Here is a 22,887-nt window from a genome sequence, read left to right on the forward strand (position 1 = left end):
TAATTACAACAAATGACCAATCGCATCACGCTCTTCGGTCAGTTCACGTAGCGTGGTATTGATACGCTCTTGACTAAACTCGTCAATCTCCAAACCTTGAACGATTTTGTATTCGCCATTTTCGGTTGTTACAGGAAAACCAAACACAATACCCTCTGGGATGCCATAAGAGCCATCAGACGGTACGCCCATGGTTACCCATTCACCATTTGAGCCTAATGCCCAGTCTCTGATATGGTCAATGGCAGCATTGGCAGCAGAGGCCGCCGATGATGAGCCACGAGCTTCAATGATGGCAGCACCACGTTTACCAACGGTTGGCAAGAACGTGTTGGCATTCCATTCTTGGTCATCAATCATCTCTTTGACAGATTCGCCGTTAATGGTTGCAAAACGGTAGTCAGCGTACATGGTTGGGCTGTGATTGCCCCAAACGGTTAGGTTTTTGATGTCTTTGACGGCTTTACCGGTCTTTTTGGCAACCTGAGTCAAGGCACGGTTATGGTCAAGGCGTAGCATGGCGGTGAAGTTCTTGGCAGGTAGGTCTGGGGCAGACTTCATGGCGATGTAAGCGTTGGTGTTGGCAGGGTTGCCGACTACCAATACTTTAACATCACGGCTTGCCACGTCATTTAGGGCTTTGCCTTGTACGGTAAAGATTTTGGCGTTTTCTTGAAGTAGGTCAGCACGCTCCATGCCTGGTCCACGGGGACGAGCACCGACAAGCAGGGCATAATCTGCGTCTTTGAACGCCACATTTGGGTCGTCCGTGCCAATCACGTCATGCAGTAGCGGGAAAGCACAGTCATCAAGTTCCATGATAACGCCTTGTAGGGCTTGTTGGGCTTTTTCATTAGGGATTTCTAGAAGTTGCAAAATCACAGGTTGGTCTTTGCCAAGCATCTCACCGCTGGCAATACGGAACAATAGGCTATAACCAATCTGACCTGCGGCACCAGTTACCGCAACACGAACAGGCTGTTTGCTCATGACTTATCCTTAAAATAAAATTTGAAAATGGAAAAAATTTTGCTTAATTTTGCCTTTTGAAACCCATTTCAAAAACTGCAAAATCGCCCTAGTGTAGCATATTTTTTGGGGTATTGGCAAAGGTTTTTTGGGGCAAATTACCGCCAATTAGCTTTTGTTAATTTACCATAAAAAACCCGTACATTGACGGGCTTGTGTGGACTAGCGGTATTGACAAGCGATTTCCAAGCCATTTTCACAGGCTTTGGCAAACCATTGTTTGGCTTGTATATTTGCCTTAGGGTTGTCTTAAAAGTTTGGGTTGTGTTAGCCCAGATTGGTGTGATAGACAATAAAAAAACCACCCAAAACCAACATCAGTCAATTTTGGGCGGTGTGTCAATGCTAACTCAAACCTGCTTTTGCAAACTTAACATCAAATCATGGGCATATTTAGGATAATGCGGATTGGGGTTTTTGTCACAATAAAATTCGGTTGCCACAAAGCCCAAGCGATTGATATAAAAATGCAAATTTCGCACCGCAGAATAAGGCGTTAATAAATGCCATAGCCGAACCGCTTTATGGTGCGATTCTATAAATTGCCAGATTGTCTGCCCCACGCCCTTGCTTTGAATGCCACTTTTGACATACAAAAAATCCAGCTCACCTTTATCGCCATTGATAACGACAATTGCACCGCCAATCATCTCGCCATTTTCCACCGCCATATAAGCAATCGCCCCTTGCTTTTGCATTGAATCATTGATATGACGCTCGGGCAACTCATCGCCATAGGTGTCTTTAAAGCTAAGTTGCATTTGTTGTTTAAATTGAGATAAACGGGTGTCATCTAAGGGTAAAATAGTTATCATCGCATTACCTCTATTTAAATTAGAAAAAACACCGCCCAAGCCACGCCCAGACGGTATTTTAAACAGTATCATTAAATCAATTCGCCACCGTAAATCGCTGATGTAAATGGGCTTTTTGCTCAATATCATCGGCAATCGCCACCGCCAAATCCGCCACGCTAATATCGGCAGGTGAGCCGTCCGCATTGGTCAGCACGTCATCTTGTCCGATACGGTAAGTGCCTGTTTTTTCAAAAGAAACAGGGTTGATAGCAAACATCACCGCAGGCGACAAAAACGCCCAGTTAACGTCCGTGCGAGTACGAAGCTCCCCGAGCAGCTCACGCACCACATTCGCCGCAGGATAGACATCGGCAGGAAAATCGGGCGTGTCCACCAGTTGCAGATTTGGGGCGACATTTAGGCTACCTGCACCGCCCACCACCAGCACATAAGGCACATTTGCACGCTTGACGGCAGATAGGATATTGGCATGACCTGTTTGTAAGTCATTGATAATATTAGGGTTTTCCCACCCTACATTAAAGGCATTGACCACCGCATCAAAGCCTACCAATTTATCAGCAAAATCAGGACTATTCATGTCCACCGCCACCGCTTGCACGTTGTGGGCTTGATGTGTTACGAGCAAAAGCGGTAACACTATGTCCACGCTCGGCAAGCTCTTTAACTACCGCACCGCCGACAAGACCAGTAGCACCGATAACTGCAAATTTTTTCATAAAAACTCCGATTGAATGTTGGGTTGATAAGGTGTATTATAGGCAAGTCATTTATTTTATGTAAGTACTTACACTTTTGTTAGTATGAAAATAATTTGAAAAAAGTTTTTAAGTAATTGATTTTATTACTTTTTTAAAATTAAGTGAATATATGGTGTATTTACACGCCACTAAAACCCAATTTAAAAAAGGCAAACCCATGCAACACCACGATGACGATAGGGGCAAAGTCCTTGCCAAAGCCTGCCCCTAGCCGAGCGATTTTAAACCACCTAACAAGCCGTTGGGGGATTTTGGTACTGGTTGTGCTACAATCAGGCACCAAGCGATTTAGCGAGATACGCCGCGAGATAGAAGGCGTGTCCGAGCGCATGCTGTCTGAAACCCTAAAACAGCTAGAAGCGGACGGTATGCTTGTTCGCAAGTCCTTTGACACCGTTCCGCCCCATGTGGAATATACGCTTACCGACTGGGGCAAACAGGCAAGCGATAAAGTGGCGGATTTGGTGGAGTGGCTAGAAGTCAATTTAAATGATATTTTGGCAAGCCAGCCCAACGCCTAATCCACAAAAAAACCGCCCTATTGGACGGTTTTTTATCTTACACCCATTACCAAGATGGCGATACTGTTCCCATGCGTTGGCTAATTGGGGTATATCTGCCGAGTATCACGCCATAGATGGTGGCGTTTTCCATGACATGCTTGACATACTCACGGGTCTCGCCATAGGGAATGGCTTCGACATACTGGTCAGCACTGATGGTGCCATGCTTGGGTAGCCATTTGCGAGCGGGGCTAGTGCCAGCATTATAAGCGGCGGTGGCAGGGGCGATTTGCCCGTTAAAATCACGAGTCTTATCCGACAGATACCATGTACCATAGCGGATGTTGGTGTCAGGGTCGCTTGAATTACCACTACCGCCGATTTTACGAGCAATCATCTTGGCGGTGTTTGGCATGATTTGCATAAGACCGCCTGCCCCTACGCCCGAGCGAGCATTGGCAGCAAAACGGCTCTCTTGGCGAGTGATACCATATGCCCATGCAGGGTCAATGCCTGCACTGCCTGCATGGGTCATAAAGCTGTTTTGGTAAGGCATGGGGTGGCTAATCGCTGATGCTCTTAGGGGCGAGTTTTCCATGGCGTGAATGCTACGGCTATAAATTCCCATATCATGAGCTTTTTTGGCGGCAGCAAGCACGAGCTGATGGTCGCCTGCGTTGGTGGTGGTACGCACCGCCCAGTTCCACTCACGCTGAATGTGCTCCATGCTCGCCCCACTCTCCATAAGCTTAAAGGCACGAGCAAAATCAGGGTTTTGCATGATACGAGCAGTATCTCTAGCACTGATGTTTGGCATACCGATACCGCCGATGTCATTGGCGGTCAGGGGCATATTTAGTCTATCACGAGCAAGCAGACCATAATAGTCTAAATTTTTGGTGAGATTTTGGTAAATCTGACGAGCCTGTCCGCCCTTGCCCGTCTGCTCATAGGCACGAGCCAGCCAGTACTGCCAGATGTTCTCGCCTGCCTTGGTCTTACTCATCGCCCCAATGGCATTAATCACGTCCGTCCATTGTCCAAAATAAATCCCTGCCTGGGCATAATCTTCGGCTTCTTCAAAGTTAAACGGCTCGCCTAGGCTGTTTCTAAACCAATGCACCGCTTCGACATTAAAGCCGTCATCGGTGTTCATGTTCATACGCTTAACGGCAATGCTCCGCCACGCATAGCGACGTGCCATGTCTGAGAGCAGTTTTTGGAGGCGGGCGTTGTCTTGATTGATGTCGTAATTTAGCTGAGTGCTGGCTTCCCAATATGAACGATGAGCCAGTTGGCTGATGGCATAGACATATAGGTATTGATTGGTTTCGCTAAACGGCATGGCGTGAAACTGACTAAAAAAGCCGTTGGGGTTCGAGCGGATACTGGCAAGCGTGCCATAATCGATGGCTAGGTTAAGCTGACGGGCAAGGCTGATGATGTCCGCACTCTTATCAAGGGGCGGATTGCGTGATGACAGCTGACGGGCATCGATTCTCATCATGCGAATCAGCTGTTCGTGGCGGTCAGTGCGATTGATGTGGCGGTTATTGCCCATTTCTAGGGCGAGCTTGTCACATAAAGACTGCTTGATTTGGGTGTTTAGCCAGACATTCTCTTTTTGCTCCAAGGCACGGGCGTCATTTGCTCCGTTATGACCTAGGGCGATGGCACATGCTTCGGACGCGTCAGCATTACGAATGTTAGGAATAACCGCACGCACGCTGTGATAGTCGCCTTGACGTGCCTTTTCTTCGGCATAGTCTGCCACGAGTTTTTCGCTGATGACGTGGTTGGGGTACTGCTGAACAAAGCTGTTAATGGTGCTGGGGTCGTGATAGGTGATGTCGCTACTTAGTCGCCAATAGGTCGGGTACATGGCAAACAGTGAGCCTTGCATGCTCTGCTCATACTGATACATGGCGTTGGTATCGGACTTTTGGCGTTCGGCTTCCATGAACTGATAGACACTGCCGTCTTGGCTATAATCTTTGGCATTGGCACATGCCACAAGCGATACGCCCATGACAGATAGGACAAGGGTGGATAAAGATAAAAAACGTCCAGATGGGCGGTGTTTGGTGTGCATGATGAGTTCCATGATTTGGGCGGTAAAAGATGGGTTAGCTTATCAAATTAATTTTGCAACTCATTTAGGCAGTTGTATAAAAGTTGTAAATTTGGCGGATATTTTTAATAAACTTCCTGCAAAACTAGGTTTTCCGTTCGCCCTGAGCCATGCCTGCGGGTAGGAAAACCGTCATGGGCAGGCATGGCTCACCACGAACGGTTTTCTTTAATTTGGGGTCTTGCAGGAAGTCTAATGATAAATGATTAACTTTGAAAATGAAAACACGGACAAATAATGCCAACCATTTTTTATTTTAAAACCCCCAAAATACACACCACAATAACAACACTCAACGCACTCATCCAAACACCCTTTTCATCATTCACGGGGTTCTAGATATTTCTCCGCTTCTTCTAAATTGACCGTCACCAAGCTAGAAATGCCCGCCGTGGGCATGGTAATGCCCTTTAATTCATGTGCCGCTTGCATGGCAAGTTTGTTATGACTGATAAAGACAAACTGCACACTGTCTGACAACTCATGAATCAGACTCGTAAACCGCCCCACGTTCGCATCATCCAAGGGGGCATCGACTTCATCAAGCACACAAAACGGAGCAGGGTGCTGTTTAAAAATCGCAAAAATCAGACTTAGAGCGGTCAGCGTTTTCTCACCCCCTGACAGCACGGCAAGGCGTGAGTTTTTCTTGCCTTTGGGCTGTGCCATTAGCACCAGTCCTGCCCGCCATTTGTCCGTCTTGGGCAAGCTCTCATCATCGATGAGTGTTAGGCTTGCCTGCCCACCACCAAACACCTTGGCAAACAACGCATTCATCTCATCATTGACCGCTTTTAACATGCCCAAAAACAGCTGTTTGGTCTTGTCATCAATGGCACGAATGGCGTCTTGGAGTTTTTTCATGCTGTCTGTGATGTCTGCCACCTGCTCATCTAGGGGTGAGACTCGCTCTTCTAGCTCGGCAAGCTCTGCCGCCGCCGCCAGATTGACCGCCCCTAGCTTCTCAATGTCCGCCTTAATCTGCTCAATGCGAGAGCTGTTATCGGCAAATACAGGTGTACTCACCCGAAAATCCGCCAACGTGGACGGCAGGTTAAACTGCTCATTCATGCCGAGCATCTGCTCACCCAAATCCGCCAAACGACTCTCCCCCACCGCCACATCGGCATGAGCATTGGCAATGCTCGCCTGTGCGGCAGCAAACTTGGCATGGGCATCGGTCAGATTCTCTTGTAGCTTGCCCTGCATGATGACCAGCGTTTTTGCCACCGCTTCATGCTCTTCGCTTTGCACTTTTAGCTCAGCGGTCTCGGCTTTTGCTTGCTTAAAGGCATCTTCTAACACAGGCAGTCGCTCACTCATCGCCACGCTCTGAGCGATGAGCTCCTTGGTCTCGGTGTCCGCCTTTGCCACGTTCTCATGGGACAACTCCAACAACCTTGCGACGTGGACTTTGTTTTGGGTGAGCGTGGTCTGTTTGAGTGTCAGCTCCTGCCTGTCTTGGGTCATCTGTCTAACCTTGCCTGATAACTCATCCACGCTCACCGACAGCACATTTAGGGTGTTTTGGGCAACTTGCAATATCGGCAAATGCTCATCTAGTGCCGTCATGCTACGCCCAATCTCATCATTCATGAGTCTAAGCTCGCCATCTAGCTCGGAGAGTTCATCGCTAAGGCTTGCCTTTTGGCTGTTAAAATTTTCCCATATCAGCTTATCTTGGCTTATCTGATGTTCTAGTTTGACCAGTTTTGCCCTGCTCTCGTGTAGACTGTGGGTTAGCTTGCTGTGCTTGACGTGGCGTTCTTCTTGTGCCACTCTTAGGACATCCAGCTCGCTCATCATCGCCTTTAACGACCGCTGTTTGTCATCTAACTCACTCTCTATCTGCCCCAGTCTCTCTTCTAGCTCATCTAGGTGTTTGGCGTGTTCGGCTCGCTCAGCAAGCATGCCCTGACCCTGTCCGCCCTGCCCCAAAGCAGAGACGTGCATGACCCCAAAAGAGCCGATAATCCATCCTGTCTTTGTCAAAATCAGCACGCCTTGGGCAAGCTCATCCGCCCATGCGGTAACAAGCTCGTCAAAGCCCTGCTCATCAAGCGTTTGGGTATCCACATCTAGCAGATACACGCCCTGCCACAGTGCCAATGTGGGCGATTTTATCAAGGCAGTGAGCGGAATGAGTTTGTCGCTACTTTGCCTAAAATTGGGTGCGGTACACAGCACCATACTCGGCAAGCGTTCATGGGCAGATAGCCCTGATGTATCGCCTTTGTGCTTGGCTTTTTTGCCGTCTTTTTTCTTATCCTTTTTATCATCATGACTGTGCTTGCCATCGTGCGTGGCTGTTGACAGATGATTGATGAGTGGTAACAAAGAAAAATCACGCCCATCGCCCATCACCCGAGCGTCCAGCCAAAAGTCCAGAAATTTATCCAGCACATCGGCATGTTTTTCGCCATCACGGGTCAGCTTAATGCTGTCTTTTAATGAGTCCAGTTGGGACATGGCGATACCATCCACGCCACTTTTGGTGTCAGCGACCACACCATCAACCCCACTGTTGTCTGCACTGTCATCATGGGCGGACGGGGCGTGCTTGGGTTTATGTACCAGTTTGTGTAGGGTATCATACTCGCCCATCATGGACGCATGGCGTTTTTCTAGTGCAGACAGCTCATCTTGTAATGCTTTGACTTGCCGACTTTTTTCATCAAACACTTGTCTGCCGTCATCATCAGACAGCTCATCTATGGCAAGGTTTAGCGTGGCGATGTTGCTCGTCAGCGTCTTTATCTCGTCCTGTTCTTTGTCGTGGTTTTGCTCTTTGTTTTCATGCTTATTGATGAGTTCTTGGTATTTTTTGGTGACTCGCTCGTGGCTTATGAGTAGGCGATTTTTTTGTGCTGTTGCCAGTTTGTGCGTGTTTTCCAGCTCGCTCTTTTTTTGGGCAAGCTCGCCCACTTGTTGTTTGGCGGCGTTAAACGCCCCTTGGGCTTGGGTCAGCTCATCTTGTAAGGCGGTCAGCTTTAACGCCCCCTCGGTCACATCAGGACTGATTTGCCCAAGCTCTTTGTCAATCTCATCAATGCTTTTTTGGTTCTCCACAATGCTCGCCTCCGACTGGGTTTTGAGCTCGGTTAGGCGGGCGATTTTGTCTTCGCAACTGGCAATCTCTTGGTTTAGGCTATAATAGTTATGCTCTGCCGTCTGCTCCTTCATGCGGGCGTTATGGTAGTTGTCACGTGCATCATCTTTGAGCCAGTTTGCCTCGGCAAGTTTGGCTGAGTGGACATCCAGATCTTTTTTGGCTTTACCCACCGCTTGTTCTAGCTCATGCAGGATTTGGGCGGATTTGTCTTTGTCTTGTTTTTTGGTTTCTAGGTATTGCCACGCCTCAAAAATGCGTTTTAATAAGTCATTTTTATTCAGCTCAAACAGCTCATCATTTAGGGCTTGGTATTTTTTGGCGGATTCGGCTTGGCGGATGAGTGTTTTGTGCTGTTTTTTAAGCTCGCCTTGTAAGTCATTAAGGCGTGCCAGATTGTCCTTGGTTTCATTGAGCTGTTTTTCGGTCTCGGCTCGGCGTGCCTGATAGCGTGACACACCCGCCGCCTCTTCGATGAACTCACGCAGTTGCATGGGTGTAGAATCAACAATCCGCCCTATCATGCCCTGCTCAATCACCGCATAGCTTCTCGCCCCAAGCCCCGTCCCCAAAAACACGTCCACCACATCACGGCGACGCACCTTTTGCCCATTGATGTAATAATCAGATTTGCCTTCCTTGGTCACTTGACGGCGTAGGGTCAGCTCGTGGTATAGGTTCAATGCATGGCGAATGCCTGTACTCTCATCTTGGGTATGCTCAAAAGTCAGCTCCACGCTCGCCAAAGATTTGCCCGCTCGCCCCTCCACGCCTGCAAAGATGACGTCGCTCATCGCCCCACCACGTAACTGCTTGGCAGAAGTTTCGCCCAGCACCCAGCGTATGGCATCAATCACGTTGGACTTACCACAGCCGTTTGGCCCAACAATGGCGGTAATGTCGTGCCCAAAGGTAAAGGTTGTGGCATTGGCAAAGGATTTAAAACCTGAGAGTTTTAGGGATTTTAGACGCATGATGATTGGGATTGGATGTGGTAAAGGGGTGTATTTTAGCAAAAATTTATAGATATGAAAAACTTAATTTATTGATTTGGCTTGTTTTAAAAAAAATAAAAATCATCAAAAATCCCCTAGAAAAATTTGTGTATATTTATTATAATATCCAAACCTATTATATCAGAGTCATCTTATGCCCATAGTTCGCCCCTATTATATCAGAGTCATCTTATGCCCATAGTTCGCCCAAGCAGTCAGCAGTCAGCAGTCAGCAGTCAGCAGTCAGCAGTCAGCAGTCAGCAGTCAGCAGTCAGCAGTCAGCAGTCAGCAGTTTAGCTTAACAAGCCCTAAATTTACTGTCAAGGATTTAATCCTGCCAGACAACACTTTAAATAGCATTCACGATTTTTTATCCTACCAAAAACACGCTGAACACATCTTTAACACATGGGGGCTTGCCACGACACACGCCCACCAACGCCAAATCGCCATTAACCTATATGGCTTACCTGGTACAGGTAAAACCATGGCATCACACGCCATTGCTCATGAACTTGGCAAACCACTCATTGCCGTCAATTATGCTGAAATAGAATCAAAATACGTTGGCGAAACTTCCAAAAACATCACAGCCCTTTTTAACACCGCCAAAGAGCAAAATGCGATTATCTTTTTTGATGAAGCAGACGCTATTTTAAGTCGCCGTGTTACCAATATGTCACACGCCACCGATGTGAGTGTCAATCAAACCCGCTCGGTACTGCTGACACTCATGAACGACCACGAAGGCTTGATTATTTTTACCACCAATTTTATTGAAAATTATGACCCTGCTTTTATGCGAAGAATCCTATCGCATATTCTTTTTGAATTACCTGACTTAGGCAATCGCCAAAAATTGTGGCAAAAATACATCCCCACCGCCCTACCCCTAGCCCCTGATGTCAATTTTGAGATTTTGGCAGAACACTCAGACGGGCTGTCTGGCAGTGATATTAGCAACTGCGTGTTAAAGTCAGCTCTGTCTGCTTCACGAAGTGGCGATAATTCTGTCTCTCTTTCTTATTTTACAAAAGCAATTGATGAGATTAAGACAAGTCAAAAGGCAAACCAATTCTCACAAACAACGACAAAGCAAGTTAGTGAAGAATATGTAAAAACCCAACTTGATGAAAAAACATTTAACCATCTTAAAAATAAGGATAGTATATGATTGATCCAGTAAGCCTACTACTTTGGATGGCTGCAGGTGCGGCTGTTGGTGCGGCTGTGGTTATTTTTTGGGAAGAAATTAGAAATTTTTTCATTGAAAGCTTTCAAAGACTTCCTGTAGAAGTACAACAGAATTTGCAAGGTGTTGTTTCCTTAGCAAAAGCCGTGGACAGAGATATTATTAAAACTTTTAAATATTACTCGTACGATCAAGTAACCCAATCATGGAGTGAAACAGTCGAAACAAAGCGTATTAATGACAGCGAAGTTCCTGAGCACATCCGAAATAGATTAAACTCCGGCAATACAGTAGATATTACCGATGAAGTCGCTAAAGAGTTACAATTACACCTTTAAGGAGTTACAATGCTTAAGAAAGTTATGGCGGTTATGACCACACCTATCGCACTAGGTGCCATTCAAGAGATATTTTTTAAGGAGAAAGAACCCGTCTCAATAGAATATATATTGGACAATATCTCTCCTGATATAGACAAAGAAATCATAGACACCGTTAGCAAAAAAGAATTAAATCCGATTGGCGGAGAGATTATTATTTATATTGATAATCACACAAAAGATGTTATTATTGAGTGGGATTTTTACTTTAAAGACAGGCAAGGAAAATCTGATCAAATGACAAAAATAAGTAGCAAAAAAATGGTAAGGCAAGAATACATTACTAGAGACGATTATTTTTCCTTGAAAAATAAACCTTTAAATTTTCCGATAACCAGTCCTGACATCAAGCATGGAAATTAAAAATGAATCTTACAGAAAATCAAATCAACGAGATAACATCTCTCATAAAAGAAAATGAAGTTATTTATGAGAGACGTCAATATTTTCAAAAGCATTGCTTAAATACCTTAGGCATCGGCATTCCCATATATAATTTTTATGACTATGATGAATTAATACATTACAGACAAGTTGAGAATGACTCTACTATCTACAAAAAGATAGTAGGGGATAGACAAAAATTTGAATTATATTATGAAGACATACACCAAGAAATATATAATAATAAAAAAATAATAAACACTGTTAAAAATGATATTTTATTCTATATAAAAAGCAAATCTATTATATCTGTAGATCAAATCAAAAAATCAAATTTTGATTTTTTAACAAATTTTTATGTTGAATTTTTTTTAGAAGAACTCCACAAGATGGAAAAGCTAGATAAAATCAATATTAGTAATGATCAAGTGGTATATAAAATAAAACCTAAGGATTGAAATATGAAAAACATAAACAAGAATGATTTAAAATTTTTACCTCAGTTTGATTACAACCCATATTCTTATAACAATGAAAAAACCACACCAAAAGACCCTATGGGTATAGAAAATGCTTTAAGTCAGCAAATAAAAAGAACGCAATCTAATGAGCTTTCTCACGAAGAAGATTATGTTGATACAGACAATAGAATTGGTCGTCTAAGATATTTGAGAAGCCTATTGGCTAATCAGCTAATATTTCTTTTGACAGCTTTTTTTATCATCATTGCCATACTATCAGAAAGCTCCATTTATGATTCTGCAAGTGGATATCTAATTCTTTCAGCCATCTACCCATGCTGGAGAATATTATGGCAAACAAGAAAAAGGTTGCACGATATCAACCTAACAGGCTGGCATACTTTATGGGTACTAGTTCCTTATCTTAATTTTTTATTCATAGTATACTTAATCTTTAAATCTGGCGATGAAAATAAAAATGATTATGGATTGCCATCCAAGCCAAATCCAGAATTAGATTTAACTATAATTATATGCATTATTGGTGCATGTATATTTTCTTGGTCTGTGTTAAATGAGTATATAAGACCCTATTCTGACGATTATGAATATTACGACTCCTATTACTCAGATCCTGCCTACTAAAATACAACCAAAGAACTTTAAAGCTGTCATAATTATGATATATGAGGGCATGCTAAGTACTTTCTTTAATATTGTCGTTTTTTATAGGCGTGCACAGCACGCCCCTACATACTTATGACAAATATCAAGCTCAATAGGCACATTCTACCCCACTACCCCACTCCACACCAATTGACAACCCACCACAATCAGCAAACAGGCAAAGGCTTTTTTGAGCGTCCCTGCTGGCAGTTTATGGGCGATTTTTGCCCCCAGTTTGGCAGTGATAAAGCTCGCCACACTAATGGCGACAAAGGCAGGTAAATGCACAAAGCCAAGCAGTCCTGCCACAGGCTCACTCATGTTTGCCACATGACTTCGTCCAAATACCATAAAGCCCAACGCCCCTGCAATGGCAATGGGCAGACCGCACGCTGCCGAAGTTCCGACCGCTTGTTTCATGGGCAGACCTGCGTGGGTCAGATACGGCACATTTAGGCTACCACCGCCAATCCCAAAAATCGCCGAAGCCATACCAATCACGCCGCCTGCCACGCTTTGACTCATCGGCTTGGGCAGGGGCTTAATGTTCTCGTCCGCCTTTTTCATGAACATCTGTATGGACATGGCAATGGCAAACACACCAATCAATACTTGCAAATAATCTCCCTTGATAAGCGTCGCCACCCACGCCCCAAACAACGAACCGACCACCAAGCCATAAGTCAAATTTTTAAACACGTCCCAACGCACACCGCCTTTTTTGTTGTGGGCGGTCAAAGAGCTGATAGACGTAATAATGATGGTCGCCAACGCCGTCCCTACCGACACATGGGGGATAAACTCGCTCGGAAAGCCATACGCCCCCAAAATCCACACAAGTGCTGGCACGATGATAAGACCACCGCCCACGCCAAACAGCCCTGCACACACGCCCGCAAACGCTCCTGCGACCACAAACCACAGATACATCATGTTACATACTCTCACATTTACCAAATTTATGGTATTATAGCTTATTTTTATTCATTTGAAACGACCAAAAACCGCCCCATGCCAAATTTTTTGACCGCCACGCCCCACACCCATTTTGACACGACAGGCAGCACCAACACCCAGCTAATCCACGCCATTACAGACGGCACGCACCCCCACACCGCCCCCCACCTATACACAGCAAGCCACCAAACGGCAGGGCGTGGACAACATGGGCGGACGTGGGTAAGCGGTGCAGACAATGTTTTTTTGTCTTTATATGCCCCCATTGGGCAAGGCGAATTTGAACTACATCAATTATCAGGCTTATTGTCTTTGGCGGTAGGCTATCAACTTGCCCAATTAAAAATCATTCAAACCATTAACCAAACTCGCACCGAAAATAACCTACCCCCCATTGGCGTAAAATGGGCAAATGACGTGGGCTTTTATGATGATGAAGTAGGATTTTTTAAAAAACTCGCTGGCATTTTAATTGAACCTGTTTTTAAAAAATTGGATAAAAATACACTTGTGGGCGTGGTGATTGGCGTGGGCTTAAATGTCAATAATTCGCCTATCATCAAAGACGGTCTTTATCAAGCAACGTGTTTAAAAGAATTATCTGATATAACTACCACCGCCCAAGATTTATATATCCCTATGGCAAATGCGATATTTCAAGCAGTGGAAATTTGCAATCATTGCAAAGAACCCATGTATCTACAAAATTTTATTGATAAATTTAACGCCAATCATCTTTTGACCGACAAACTTATTCATATTTTTATGCAAAATAATATGACCGATACTTACGCAAAAGGCAGATGTATCGGCATTGGCAATCAAGGCGAATTGTTATTAAATGATCATGGCGATATTAAGCCGATATTTGCAGGTATGGCAAAAATCGTGAATTAGGTTTTATTTGGCATAGTTAATTTATATAAATACCAAAACCCATTTTATTAAGGAAAATCATGAAAAAACTTTGGCTAGATTTGGGCAATACCCGCCTAAAATATTGGATTGTAGATAACGACACGATTATCGCCCATGACGCAAAAGAACACCTAAAAGCCCCCAATGAATTATTGCTTGGACTGCTTGGCACGCTGGCAAGCTTTGAGCCTGAATTTGTGGGGATTTCTAGCGTGCTTGGCGATAAGATTAACACCGCCATCAATAAGACCTTGCAAGGCTTTAACGTGCCATTTGAATTTGCCAAAGTGAACGCCAACCACCCCCTTTTGACAAGTCATTATGACCCCAATCAGCTTGGCGTGGACAGATGGCTACAAATGCTTGGCGTGGTGGATAATACCAAAAAACAATGCGTGGTGGGCTGTGGTACGGCTTTGACGATTGATTTGATAGAACACGGCACGCATTTGGGTGGATATATCCTGCCCAACGTCTATATGCAACGCCACGCCCTATATGCAGGCACTCAGCAGATTGCGGTGAAAGCTGGGCGGTTTGACAGCACCGAATTGGGCAAAACGACCTTTGATGCGGTCAATCATGGCGTACTGTTTGGCGTGGTGGGGGCGGTGCGTGCGGTGCGGGCCGATTATCCTGATTTTGAGGTTACGCTCACAGGGGGCGGGGCGGACATGATAAATGTGCAGTTTGGGGGCGAGCTTGACACCGAAGAAGAGCTACTGCTGGCAGGGCTAAGACGGTATTTTGCTTGACATGAATCACAACAAAGAACAATCCGTCACTTAGCCTGCTATTTTGCCAAATCCCAAATCTCCCCCTTATCCACAACCCCCACTTTGTCAGCAAACACCGCCTGTCTCATCGCCCTTGCTAGGGCATCAGTTGGCATGGGTTTGGCGGACATAAGTAGCCCAAAGCGGTTTGCCACGGTAAGCACCTTTTCGCCCAATCGCTCGCCCATGCGGTCGCTGTTTTGTCGTTTTAATAACGGTGGTCGCATGAGTGTGAGCTTGTCAAAACCAATGGCGGACAATGATCGCTCCATGTCGCCTTTTAAGCGATAATAAAACAGCGGACTGTTTGGGTTTGCTCCGTCTGATGAGATGACGACCATTTGCCCCACGCCATTTTGGTGGGCGATGTTGGCAACATTGACGGTATAATCATGGTCGATTTTGTACTGCTTAGGTTTACTGCCTGCCTGCTTTAAGGTCGTGCCAAGACAACCAAACAGCACGTCCCCACGCACCTTATCCGCCCATGTGTCAGGCGTGTCAAAATCAACGATGTGGACGGTCAGTTTGGGGTGGGAAGTATCAATCGCTCGCCTAACAAATACCGTCACTTTATCAAATCGCTCATCGGCTAACAACTGCTCGGTCAAGGGCTCGCCTGTCGCCCCTGTCGCTCCGATGATTAGAGCGTGTAGGTTGGTTTTCATGGTGGTTGCCAAATGAAAAAGGGTGTTAAAGGGGTATTATAGCACAGGTTAAAACACCGCCCCTTTGGACGGCATTTACCCATTGTGCTTATTTTGCTAAAAACGGCTCTACCACCGCCCACACCGCATTAAAATTATCGGCAAATACGCTGTGAGATGCATTAGGGATTACGGCAATGTCGGCATTGGGTAGGGCCTCATAAGCCTTTATCACGGTTGGCAAGGGGGCGTTTTGGTCGTCTTCGCCCACGATGAGCAAGGTTTTGGCGGTGATGTTTTTAAAGACGCTCTCGCCAATGTCAAGCTCATTAAAATACGCCACGTTTTGCCCATACCATTCTTCTGTCCGCTTGGGTTCGGGACGGATTGTGGCTTGCTCTTGCCAGTATAGGGGGTCAAGTTTGGTAAAATCGGCAAACGTTCCACCAAAGGTGCGAAAGCCTTTTGCCACTCGCCTGCCCCAATGGCGATGATTTTGGCGGTTTTGTCAGGGAAATTTAAGGCAAAATGATAAGCGGTGTACGCCCCATCGCTAAACCCCAAAATATGGGCGGGTTTGTCCGTGATGTGGGTCAGCACGTTATACACGTCTTGGGCTTTGACGGCGTAGCTTGGCACTTGATGACCGATTTCTGATTTGCCATGCCCGCGGGTGCTTACGGCGATGACTTGGTGTGTTTTGGCAAGATTATCAATCAATTGCCCCATCTCGCCAATTGAGCCGACCAACCCACCATGTAACACCACCACAGGTTCGCCTTGTCCGTGGATTTCATAATAAATCTCTTTCCAAACTAAAAATAAACCCTTATAAGTATTGGGGTTGAGGTTTTTAAAAATCCACAAAAATCGGGGTTTGGAAAGAAGTCTAATAAATCTTGGCGTCTTGGCTTTGAATATAATGCCCATTGGCATTGCCGTAGTTTACGGCACTTTGATAGCTGTGGGCGGTTTGCCCAAAATGGCGTAGATTGTCGGCGTGGGCGACAAGGCTTGTGCCAAAAAGCACAAAAGCGGTTAGATAGGGCAAGATTTTCATAATAATCCTATAACTCGTATTGTGGTTGGCGTAGCAGAGTTTCACGACTTGGGGCGATTTTTTTGTCCCAAACTTCTGCTTTAAATGCCTGCTTGTCCAACTCTTGAAAATCAATGGTGATGTACTCGGCAGGCGTGTTCAAACGCTCGCTTGCCAATACGGTCAGCTCATCAGCAAAGGTTTTGAGTTCGGCTTGGCTTAAGCCTTTTGGGTAGGATTGTAGGGTAATGTGTGGCATGATTTGCTCCAAAAATATTTGAAAATGGCAGGGGCTTAATTACCCCCACTAAAATTAGTTACACTCAACCAACTTGATATTTACCACGGGTTTGTAGGGGTGTGCTGAGCACACCCTTGATGACATTACCGTGCAGGGCGTACACAGCACGTCCCTACATCCAAACATCATTGCGCTTGTAGTAATTTTAAAGTTTATTGGGTATAAATACCATACCACTATCAATCAACAAGGATTGACCTGTCATATAGTCGCTGTCGGCACTTGCCAAATAAGCCACGCAGGCAGCCACGTCTTCTGGCTCGGACAAGCGTTTTAGGGCGATGTTTTGAGCAAATTGTTCCATGCCCCATTCAAAAGGTTTGCCTGCTTTATCAGCAACGTCTTGTGCGACCTTCATCATCATTGGCGTTTTGACGATACCAGGGCAATAGGCGTTCACGGTAATGCCAAGCGGAGCCAAATCACGGGCGGCAACTTGGGTAATGCCACGCACGGCAAATTTTGTACCGCTATACAACGCCAATTCAGGGTTGCCAACGTGTCCTGCTTGCGATGACGCACTGATGATTTTGCCACCGTGTCCCAATTCTTTAAAAGCTTTGACGACAGCCTGAATGCCCCAATACACGCCACCGACATTGACATCATAGCAACAGCGATAATCGTCATAATCAAATTCTTCAAATGGCGTAACAGGGGCAACGCCTGCATTATTGACAATCACATCAAATCCGCCCAACTGATTTTTGGCACTTTCAACAGCAGCAAACACTTCTTCACGCTTGGATACATCCACTTTAATTGCCACCGCCGTATAGCCCTGTTCATTCAATGACTTGGCAAACTGTTCGGCAGTTTGCAAATTGTAATCCGCCACCGCAACCTTAAAACCGTCTTTTGCCAAACGGCGACAAATCGCTTCACCGATACCTTGACCGCCACCTGTTACCAAAGCAACTTTTGTTTCGCTTTTTTGCATCTGATTACTCCTAACTGTTGAAAATCGCCACATTTATGGCAATCGTTTAAAAAACTTTATGAAACGATTTCATTTTAAGCCATTTTCTGATATAAATATAATCATCAAATCATATAAAAATTATTATTGGTATTTATATCTATGGGCGATTTAAACAACCTAGACCTAAATCTACTCAAAGCCCTGCACGCCCTGTTGCAAGAAAAAAACGTCAGCCGTGCCGCCAGACGCCTTAACCTCACCCAACCTGCGGTAAGTCTCATGCTCGCCAAGCTCCGCCACCGCTTTGGCGACCCCTTATTTATCCGCACCGCTCACGGCATGATACCGACCACCCGAGCCGAAAGCCTATATGAGCCTGTTTGTCAGATTTTGGACAGCATTAGTCTGTTAGTCGCCCCTACCGATTTTGACCCAAAAGAGCTTACCACCACCTTTAAAATCGCAGGCACCGAAAACGGCATTCGCACGCTCGGCATACCCTTTGCCCTAAACATCGCCACACTCGCCCCCAATGTCAAAGTGGCGTTTTTTCCGATTCAGGGGCAGGATTTGACGCAGAATTTGGCGGACGGCGTGTGGGATTTGGCAATCATGGGGGCAGAGCAGTTGGGCGACAGCCTGCATTTTGAGCCATTGATTTTTGAGCGGTATTTGTGTGCGGTCAGACACGACCACCCAGTGCTAACAGAACATTGGGACATAGACAGATTTTGTACGCTTGAATTTGTGATTACCGCCTATCATGGCGGGCATTTTACAGGAGCGACCGATGATGCGTTGGCACAGCTTGGCAAAACACGCACGGTCAAATTCTCGGTGGGGCATTTTTCGCTGTTGCCTGATTTGTTAAAAAACAGCGATTTGGCAACCGTTGCCCCTGCTCATTTTTTAGAGCAATGCCCTGATTTGACGGTGCTAGAACTGCCCTTTGCCATTGACGGCTATCAAAAGGTCATGGCATGGCACGCCAAAAGCCATTATGACCCTGTGCAGATGTGGTTTCGGCAGGTGATGAAAGATGTGGCGGGGGAGATTGGGGGATTTCAGGCAGCCTGAAAGCTTAATTTTGCAAAATTTCAATAAAAAACACCGCTTGAAAACTCAAACGGCGTCTCTACCCCAACCAAATTAAACATTCAAAATCCGATTCGCCCGAATCACATTCTCATGCGAAAAGTCGCCCTCTGTCATGTTGGGTAACTCGGCGATGGCATAGGCACGGTTTTGGCGGACGCTGGTGGGCGTTTGGGTCGAATTGGCACGGCTTTGGCGTAATTCATGGGCGGTATAATCACAGCAATACCCTGCCGAATTGGGCTGTTGTCGCCACGAACCTGCCAAATCGCCACCGTCAAGCGGTGCAAATCCGCATTGCTCCACCAGCGTCATAACCCGCCCTTTGGCAGGCTCATCATTGCCCGCCACCCACATGGCCAGGCGGTCTTTTCTATCAGGATTTTTACCCAGATTGGCAAGCGAATGGGCAAGTAGCATATTAAAGGCCTTGACCACATCTCGCCCCACGACAGAACTCACCCACACGCTCTCCGCCATGCCATTATCAATCTCATCAATCGGCTTATCCCGAAATTCAGGGTAATAATTGGCGGTGTCCACCACCACGCAATCAGGCGATAAACCTTGCCACAGCGATTTTGGCAAATCGGCAATAGCAGGCGTTGGCAGGGACAAAATCAGTACATCAGTCCCCACGCCCACCGTGTCCAAATCGCACGCCTTTGCCCCAATTTTGTCGGCAAAATCACGTACACCGTCCACGCCTTTTGAGTTGGCGACAGAGACATTATACCCTGCCTGAGCAAGTTTTTGGGCGATTGTACCGCCAATTTGCCCGATACCAATGACCGCAATATTCATCATTTCTGCCCTTATCTCACACGCTCGCCAATCCATTCTGCCACATCATCATTGATTTTTTGTCCGCCTTTTTCAAGCATGAGTAAATGCCCAAAATTGGGGTACAGCACCAAACTTTTATCGCCTGATTTAGTTTCATTATAAAAATCAATGGCATCTTGTGGTGAGACAAACACATCTTTATTACCGCTAATCAGCATCACAGGGGCGGTAAGTTGACGACCGTGGTCTTTTAGGTATTCAAGCCCTTCTTTAAAGCTGTTGGGGAAAGAGACCGAGAATTTTTCAAGCATCAATGGGTCATTGTCAAGCGACAAGCCAGCACCTTCAAATGGGATATTGAGCGTGGTTAAAGAAACCGCCCCGCTCACAAAACTGTCTTTTGGCTCTGGGCGTGGCAAATAGCCAAAATTCATCTGATGATAACGAAGCACGCCTGCCGCCAAGATAAAGCCGTTCACATCATCAGGATATTTGGTGCCGTATAGTGCCGAAATGTGTCCGCCCATGCTGTGTCCGAGTACAAAAACGGGCGTGTTTGGGTATTCGGCTTTGGCTTTTTGCACGACCAGACGCAAATCTTCCACCATTTCAAAATAGCTGTTGATATGAATACTGTCTCGCCCATCCGATTTGCCGTGTCCACGGTGGTCAAAGCGGTACACGCCAATGCCGTCTGCATTCATCGTTTTGGCAAAATCGCCAAACACGCCCGAATGGCTCGCCAAGCCGTGCGAAATCACCACAATGGCTTTGGGTTTGGCGTGTGGTATATCTTTTTGCAAGTGCAATTTTAAGCCGTCTTGGGTGCGGATATGGGTAATGACGGATTTGGATTGAACTGCCGTTTTTGCAGGCTGTGCTGGTGTTTTGGCGTGGGCGACACCGCTGGCAAAGGGCAAGGTTAGGGCTAATGCTAGGGCAAGGGATTTGATTGATGATTTCATAATACATACTCTAAAATTGGAAAGTAGGATTATTATAAAATTTTAAAATTGATAAAAGAATAATGATTTTTGGAAAAGATGTTTTTAAATTTGGAAAAAACATTTATCACAACACAGTATCCCATACCACAACTTCTGTTTTATTATCACCCCCAAATAATAGATTAAATCTCTTTCCAAACTAAAAATAAACCCTTATAAGTATTGGGGTTGAAGTTTTTAAAAATCCATAAAAATCAGGGTTTGGAAAGAAGTCTATTTTACTGATATATTCATGAAAAATTAGCCATAAATTGAGCAATTCTACCACTTTTGGGGTATTTTTATCATTTTATCTGATGAATTTATCAAAACAATCCTTAAATAACCCCACATATTTTATGGGTTCATACCAACAATTCTGTTATAATCAAATCAAGAAATCATGCTGATAAGTAATGATAAAAGTTTGGCATTTGTTGTATTTTATCAATATTAGATGATGATTTTTTTATTTCATTTTAAATCCTTAAAATTTATAAGGATATTTTACCCGATAGGGAAATTGGCAAGGTTTTATTTTTAACATCTTATGATAATAAAAAGGTGAACGTATGCCATTTAAGCCCATTCCTGCGGTCATTGCCGTGCTTGTTACTCTCATCATTTGGTTTGGTATTCCTGTGCCACAAGGCGTTGAGCCGAACGCATGGCATCTGCTTGCGTTGTTTGTCGGGACGATTGTTGCCATCATTGGCAAAGTGTTACCGATTGGGGCGATTTCCATCATCGCCATTACCCTTGTCGCCCTGACAGGCGTAACCGCCGACACGCCCAAAGATGCGATGAAAGATGCGTTATCCAGCTTTTCAAGTCCGCTTATTTGGCTTATCGCTGTGGCGGTCATCATCTCACGGGGGCTTGTCAAGACAGGGCTTGGGGCTAGGATTGCGTATAATGTCATCGGCTTTTTTGGCAAAAAGACGCTCGGTATTGGCTACTCATTGGCAATCGCTGAGACCTTACTTGCCCCCATTACCCCGTCCAACACCGCTCGGGGCGGAGCGATTATCTACCCCATTACCCGCTCTATTGCCGAAAGTTTTGGCTCAAAACCTGATGACGGTACGACCAAAAAAATGGGCGAATATTTATCACTGGTAAACTACCAATCCAACCCAATCACGTCCGCCATGTTCATCACCGCCACCGCCCCAAACCCTTTGGTGGTGGAGCTGGTCGGCAACGCCACAGGCAACGAGATTCATCTGTCGTGGACAACGTGGGCACTCGCCATGCTCCTACCGGGGCTTGCGTGTATCCTGCTTATGCCCCTTGTCATCTATATCATTGCCAAACCTGAGATTACCAAAACGCCTGACGTCAAAGACTTTACCAGCCAAAAACTTGCCGAGCTTGGCAAACTAAGCCGTGATGAGAAAATCATGCTTGGTGTATTTGGTGGCATGCTCCTACTGTGGGCGAACATGCCTGCCATGCTGTTTGGCGATGTGTGGGCGGTGGATGCGACAGCGGTGGCATTTTTGGGCTTGTCGGTGGTGATTTTGACAGGCGTGCTGACGTGGGATGACATTCTAAAAGAAAAGTCGGCTTGGGATACGCTCGTGTGGTTTGGTGTGCTGATTATGATGGCGACCTATCTGAACAAACTTGGGCTCATTGCATGGTTTTCAGGGCAGATTGAGACTGTCATTGGGGGCATGGGAGTAGGCTGGGTTGGGGCAGTGGTGATTTTAACACTTGTATATCTGTATGCTCATTACTTTTTTGCCAGCACAACCGCTCACATTACAGCCATGTTTGGGGCGTTTTATGGTGTTGGACTTGCTCTTGGGGCACCGCCCATGCTCTATGCCTTGATTTTGGCAGCATCTAGCAGTCTGATGATGACGCTCACACACTACGCCACAGGCACAGCTCCTGTCATCTTTGGGGCAGGCTATGTCTCGCTTGGACAGTGGTGGAAAGTTGGGGCGGTCATGAGTGTGGTCAATCTTGTGGTATGGATTGGCATCGGACTGATTTGGTGGAAAGTGCTTGGGTATTATTAAT

General features: G+C 45.7%; 23 protein-coding genes and 1 pseudogene. 10 read left to right on the forward strand and 14 right to left on the reverse strand.

Features of this window, described 5'->3' with window-relative positions; genetic code table 11:
• Positions 1 to 3: 3 nt before the first annotated feature.
• The 3 genes and pseudogenes from B5J94_RS10355 to B5J94_RS10365 all read right to left on the reverse strand — a co-directional run bounded on the left by B5J94_RS10355 (position 4) and on the right by B5J94_RS10365 (position 2,566).
• Positions 4 to 990: a malate dehydrogenase gene (locus B5J94_RS10355; protein WP_062498855.1), complete on the reverse strand. Its 987-nt coding sequence runs from the start codon at positions 988 to 990 to the stop codon at positions 4 to 6.
• Between the two features lie 389 nt (positions 991 to 1,379).
• Positions 1,380 to 1,844: a GNAT family N-acetyltransferase gene (locus B5J94_RS10360; RefSeq protein ID WP_062498854.1), complete on the reverse strand. Its 465-nt coding sequence runs from the start codon at positions 1,842 to 1,844 to the stop codon at positions 1,380 to 1,382.
• A gap of 76 nt (positions 1,845 to 1,920) precedes the next feature.
• Positions 1,921 to 2,566, reverse strand: a pseudogene (locus B5J94_RS10365) (NAD(P)-dependent oxidoreductase).
• 212 nt (positions 2,567 to 2,778) lie between these two features.
• On the opposite strand from B5J94_RS10365, the gene B5J94_RS10370 reads away from it, so the two are divergent.
• On the forward strand, positions 2,779 to 3,129 hold the full coding sequence (locus B5J94_RS10370; RefSeq protein WP_197035906.1) for a winged helix-turn-helix transcriptional regulator: 351 nt from the start codon (positions 2,779 to 2,781) through the stop codon (positions 3,127 to 3,129).
• A 46-nt stretch (positions 3,130 to 3,175) separates the two neighbouring features.
• On the opposite strand, the gene B5J94_RS10375 is transcribed toward B5J94_RS10370, so the two are convergent.
• Together B5J94_RS10375 and B5J94_RS10380 are read right to left on the reverse strand one after the other, a co-directional pair.
• The gene (locus tag B5J94_RS10375; protein ID WP_062498853.1) at positions 3,176 to 5,203 is read right to left on the reverse strand and encodes a lytic transglycosylase domain-containing protein; all 2,028 of its coding nucleotides are present in this window, start codon (positions 5,201 to 5,203) and stop codon (positions 3,176 to 3,178) included.
• A gap of 360 nt (positions 5,204 to 5,563) precedes the next feature.
• On the reverse strand, positions 5,564 to 9,325 hold the full coding sequence (locus tag B5J94_RS10380) for an AAA family ATPase (RefSeq protein WP_062499462.1): 3,762 nt from the start codon (positions 9,323 to 9,325) through the stop codon (positions 5,564 to 5,566).
• A 472-nt stretch (positions 9,326 to 9,797) separates the two neighbouring features.
• Here B5J94_RS10380 and B5J94_RS10385 point away from each other — a divergent pair, with 472 nt between their 5' ends.
• Genes B5J94_RS10385 through B5J94_RS10405 form a run of 5 tightly spaced genes read left to right on the forward strand, consistent with a single transcriptional unit; the run spans position 9,798 to position 12,408 of the window.
• A complete protein-coding gene (locus tag B5J94_RS10385; RefSeq protein WP_228144587.1) occupies positions 9,798 to 10,520 on the forward strand; it encodes an ATP-binding protein in 723 nt (240 codons plus the stop codon).
• Positions 10,517 to 10,876, forward strand: a complete 360-nt coding sequence (locus B5J94_RS10390) for a hypothetical protein (protein ID WP_062499460.1) — start codon at positions 10,517 to 10,519, stop codon at positions 10,874 to 10,876. The genes B5J94_RS10385 and B5J94_RS10390 overlap by 4 nt, the downstream gene beginning before the upstream one ends.
• Before the next feature lie 9 nt (positions 10,877 to 10,885).
• Positions 10,886 to 11,281 (forward strand): hypothetical protein, encoded by a 396-nt coding sequence (locus B5J94_RS10395; RefSeq protein WP_062499457.1) that lies wholly within the window; start codon positions 10,886 to 10,888, stop codon positions 11,279 to 11,281.
• 2 nt (positions 11,282 to 11,283) lie between these two features.
• A complete protein-coding gene (locus tag B5J94_RS10400; RefSeq protein ID WP_062499455.1) occupies positions 11,284 to 11,760 on the forward strand; it encodes a hypothetical protein in 477 nt (158 codons plus the stop codon).
• Positions 11,761 to 11,763: 3 nt separating this feature from the next.
• Entirely contained in the window at positions 11,764 to 12,408 is a 645-nt protein-coding gene (locus tag B5J94_RS10405) for a DUF805 domain-containing protein (RefSeq protein ID WP_062499453.1), read from the forward strand.
• Positions 12,409 to 12,552: 144 nt separating this feature from the next.
• On the opposite strand, the gene B5J94_RS10410 is transcribed toward B5J94_RS10405, so the two are convergent.
• Positions 12,553 to 13,362, reverse strand: coding sequence for a sulfite exporter TauE/SafE family protein (locus B5J94_RS10410; RefSeq protein ID WP_062499451.1), 810 nt, complete (start codon positions 13,360 to 13,362; stop codon positions 12,553 to 12,555).
• A 78-nt stretch (positions 13,363 to 13,440) separates the two neighbouring features.
• Between B5J94_RS10410 and B5J94_RS10415 the strand changes: the two genes are divergently transcribed.
• Complete coding sequence (locus B5J94_RS10415; protein ID WP_062499449.1) at positions 13,441 to 14,283, forward strand: biotin--[acetyl-CoA-carboxylase] ligase; 843 nt, start codon at positions 13,441 to 13,443, stop codon at positions 14,281 to 14,283.
• Between the two features lie 59 nt (positions 14,284 to 14,342).
• Complete coding sequence (locus B5J94_RS10420) at positions 14,343 to 15,059, forward strand: pantothenate kinase (protein WP_062499447.1); 717 nt, start codon at positions 14,343 to 14,345, stop codon at positions 15,057 to 15,059.
• Between the two features lie 38 nt (positions 15,060 to 15,097).
• Here the strand turns inward: B5J94_RS10420 and B5J94_RS10425 are convergent, their stop codons facing one another.
• From B5J94_RS10425 to B5J94_RS10440, 6 genes are all read right to left on the reverse strand, one after another.
• Complete coding sequence (locus tag B5J94_RS10425; protein WP_062499445.1) at positions 15,098 to 15,748, reverse strand: NAD(P)H-binding protein; 651 nt, start codon at positions 15,746 to 15,748, stop codon at positions 15,098 to 15,100.
• 88 nt (positions 15,749 to 15,836) lie between these two features.
• Positions 15,837 to 16,070 carry an alpha/beta fold hydrolase gene (locus tag B5J94_RS13940; RefSeq protein WP_143821971.1) on the reverse strand — a complete coding sequence of 78 codons (234 nt, stop codon included), beginning with the start codon at positions 16,068 to 16,070 and terminating at the stop codon, positions 15,837 to 15,839.
• Positions 15,959 to 16,657, reverse strand: coding sequence for an alpha/beta fold hydrolase (locus B5J94_RS10430; protein WP_158081058.1), 699 nt, complete (start codon positions 16,655 to 16,657; stop codon positions 15,959 to 15,961). Before B5J94_RS10430 ends, B5J94_RS13940 begins: the two co-directional genes overlap by 112 nt.
• Positions 16,617 to 16,787 carry a hypothetical protein gene (locus B5J94_RS14240; protein WP_158081059.1) on the reverse strand — a complete coding sequence of 57 codons (171 nt, stop codon included), beginning with the start codon at positions 16,785 to 16,787 and terminating at the stop codon, positions 16,617 to 16,619. The genes B5J94_RS10430 and B5J94_RS14240 overlap by 41 nt, the downstream gene beginning before the upstream one ends.
• 7 nt (positions 16,788 to 16,794) lie before the next feature.
• Entirely contained in the window at positions 16,795 to 17,025 is a 231-nt protein-coding gene (locus B5J94_RS10435; protein ID WP_079364125.1) for a tautomerase family protein, read from the reverse strand.
• 187 nt (positions 17,026 to 17,212) lie between these two features.
• Positions 17,213 to 18,007 carry a (S)-acetoin forming diacetyl reductase gene (locus B5J94_RS10440; RefSeq protein ID WP_062501272.1) on the reverse strand — a complete coding sequence of 265 codons (795 nt, stop codon included), beginning with the start codon at positions 18,005 to 18,007 and terminating at the stop codon, positions 17,213 to 17,215.
• Between the two features lie 141 nt (positions 18,008 to 18,148).
• On the opposite strand from B5J94_RS10440, the gene B5J94_RS10445 reads away from it, so the two are divergent.
• Complete coding sequence (locus B5J94_RS10445) at positions 18,149 to 19,066, forward strand: LysR family transcriptional regulator (protein ID WP_062501274.1); 918 nt, start codon at positions 18,149 to 18,151, stop codon at positions 19,064 to 19,066.
• A gap of 72 nt (positions 19,067 to 19,138) precedes the next feature.
• Here B5J94_RS10445 and B5J94_RS10450 read toward each other — a convergent pair whose 3' ends face one another.
• Positions 19,139 to 19,891 (reverse strand): NADPH-dependent F420 reductase, encoded by a 753-nt coding sequence (locus B5J94_RS10450; protein WP_062501277.1) that lies wholly within the window; start codon positions 19,889 to 19,891, stop codon positions 19,139 to 19,141.
• A gap of 8 nt (positions 19,892 to 19,899) precedes the next feature.
• The gene (locus B5J94_RS10455; RefSeq protein ID WP_062501279.1) at positions 19,900 to 20,835 is read right to left on the reverse strand and encodes an alpha/beta hydrolase; all 936 of its coding nucleotides are present in this window, start codon (positions 20,833 to 20,835) and stop codon (positions 19,900 to 19,902) included.
• A gap of 593 nt (positions 20,836 to 21,428) precedes the next feature.
• On the opposite strand from B5J94_RS10455, the gene B5J94_RS10460 reads away from it, so the two are divergent.
• Positions 21,429 to 22,886, forward strand: a complete 1,458-nt coding sequence (locus B5J94_RS10460; RefSeq protein WP_062499738.1) for an anion permease — start codon at positions 21,429 to 21,431, stop codon at positions 22,884 to 22,886.
• Position 22,887: the final 1 nt, after the last annotated feature.

This window comes from Moraxella lacunata, from assembly GCF_002027545.1.
Classification (GTDB): domain Bacteria; phylum Pseudomonadota; class Gammaproteobacteria; order Pseudomonadales; family Moraxellaceae; genus Moraxella; species Moraxella lacunata.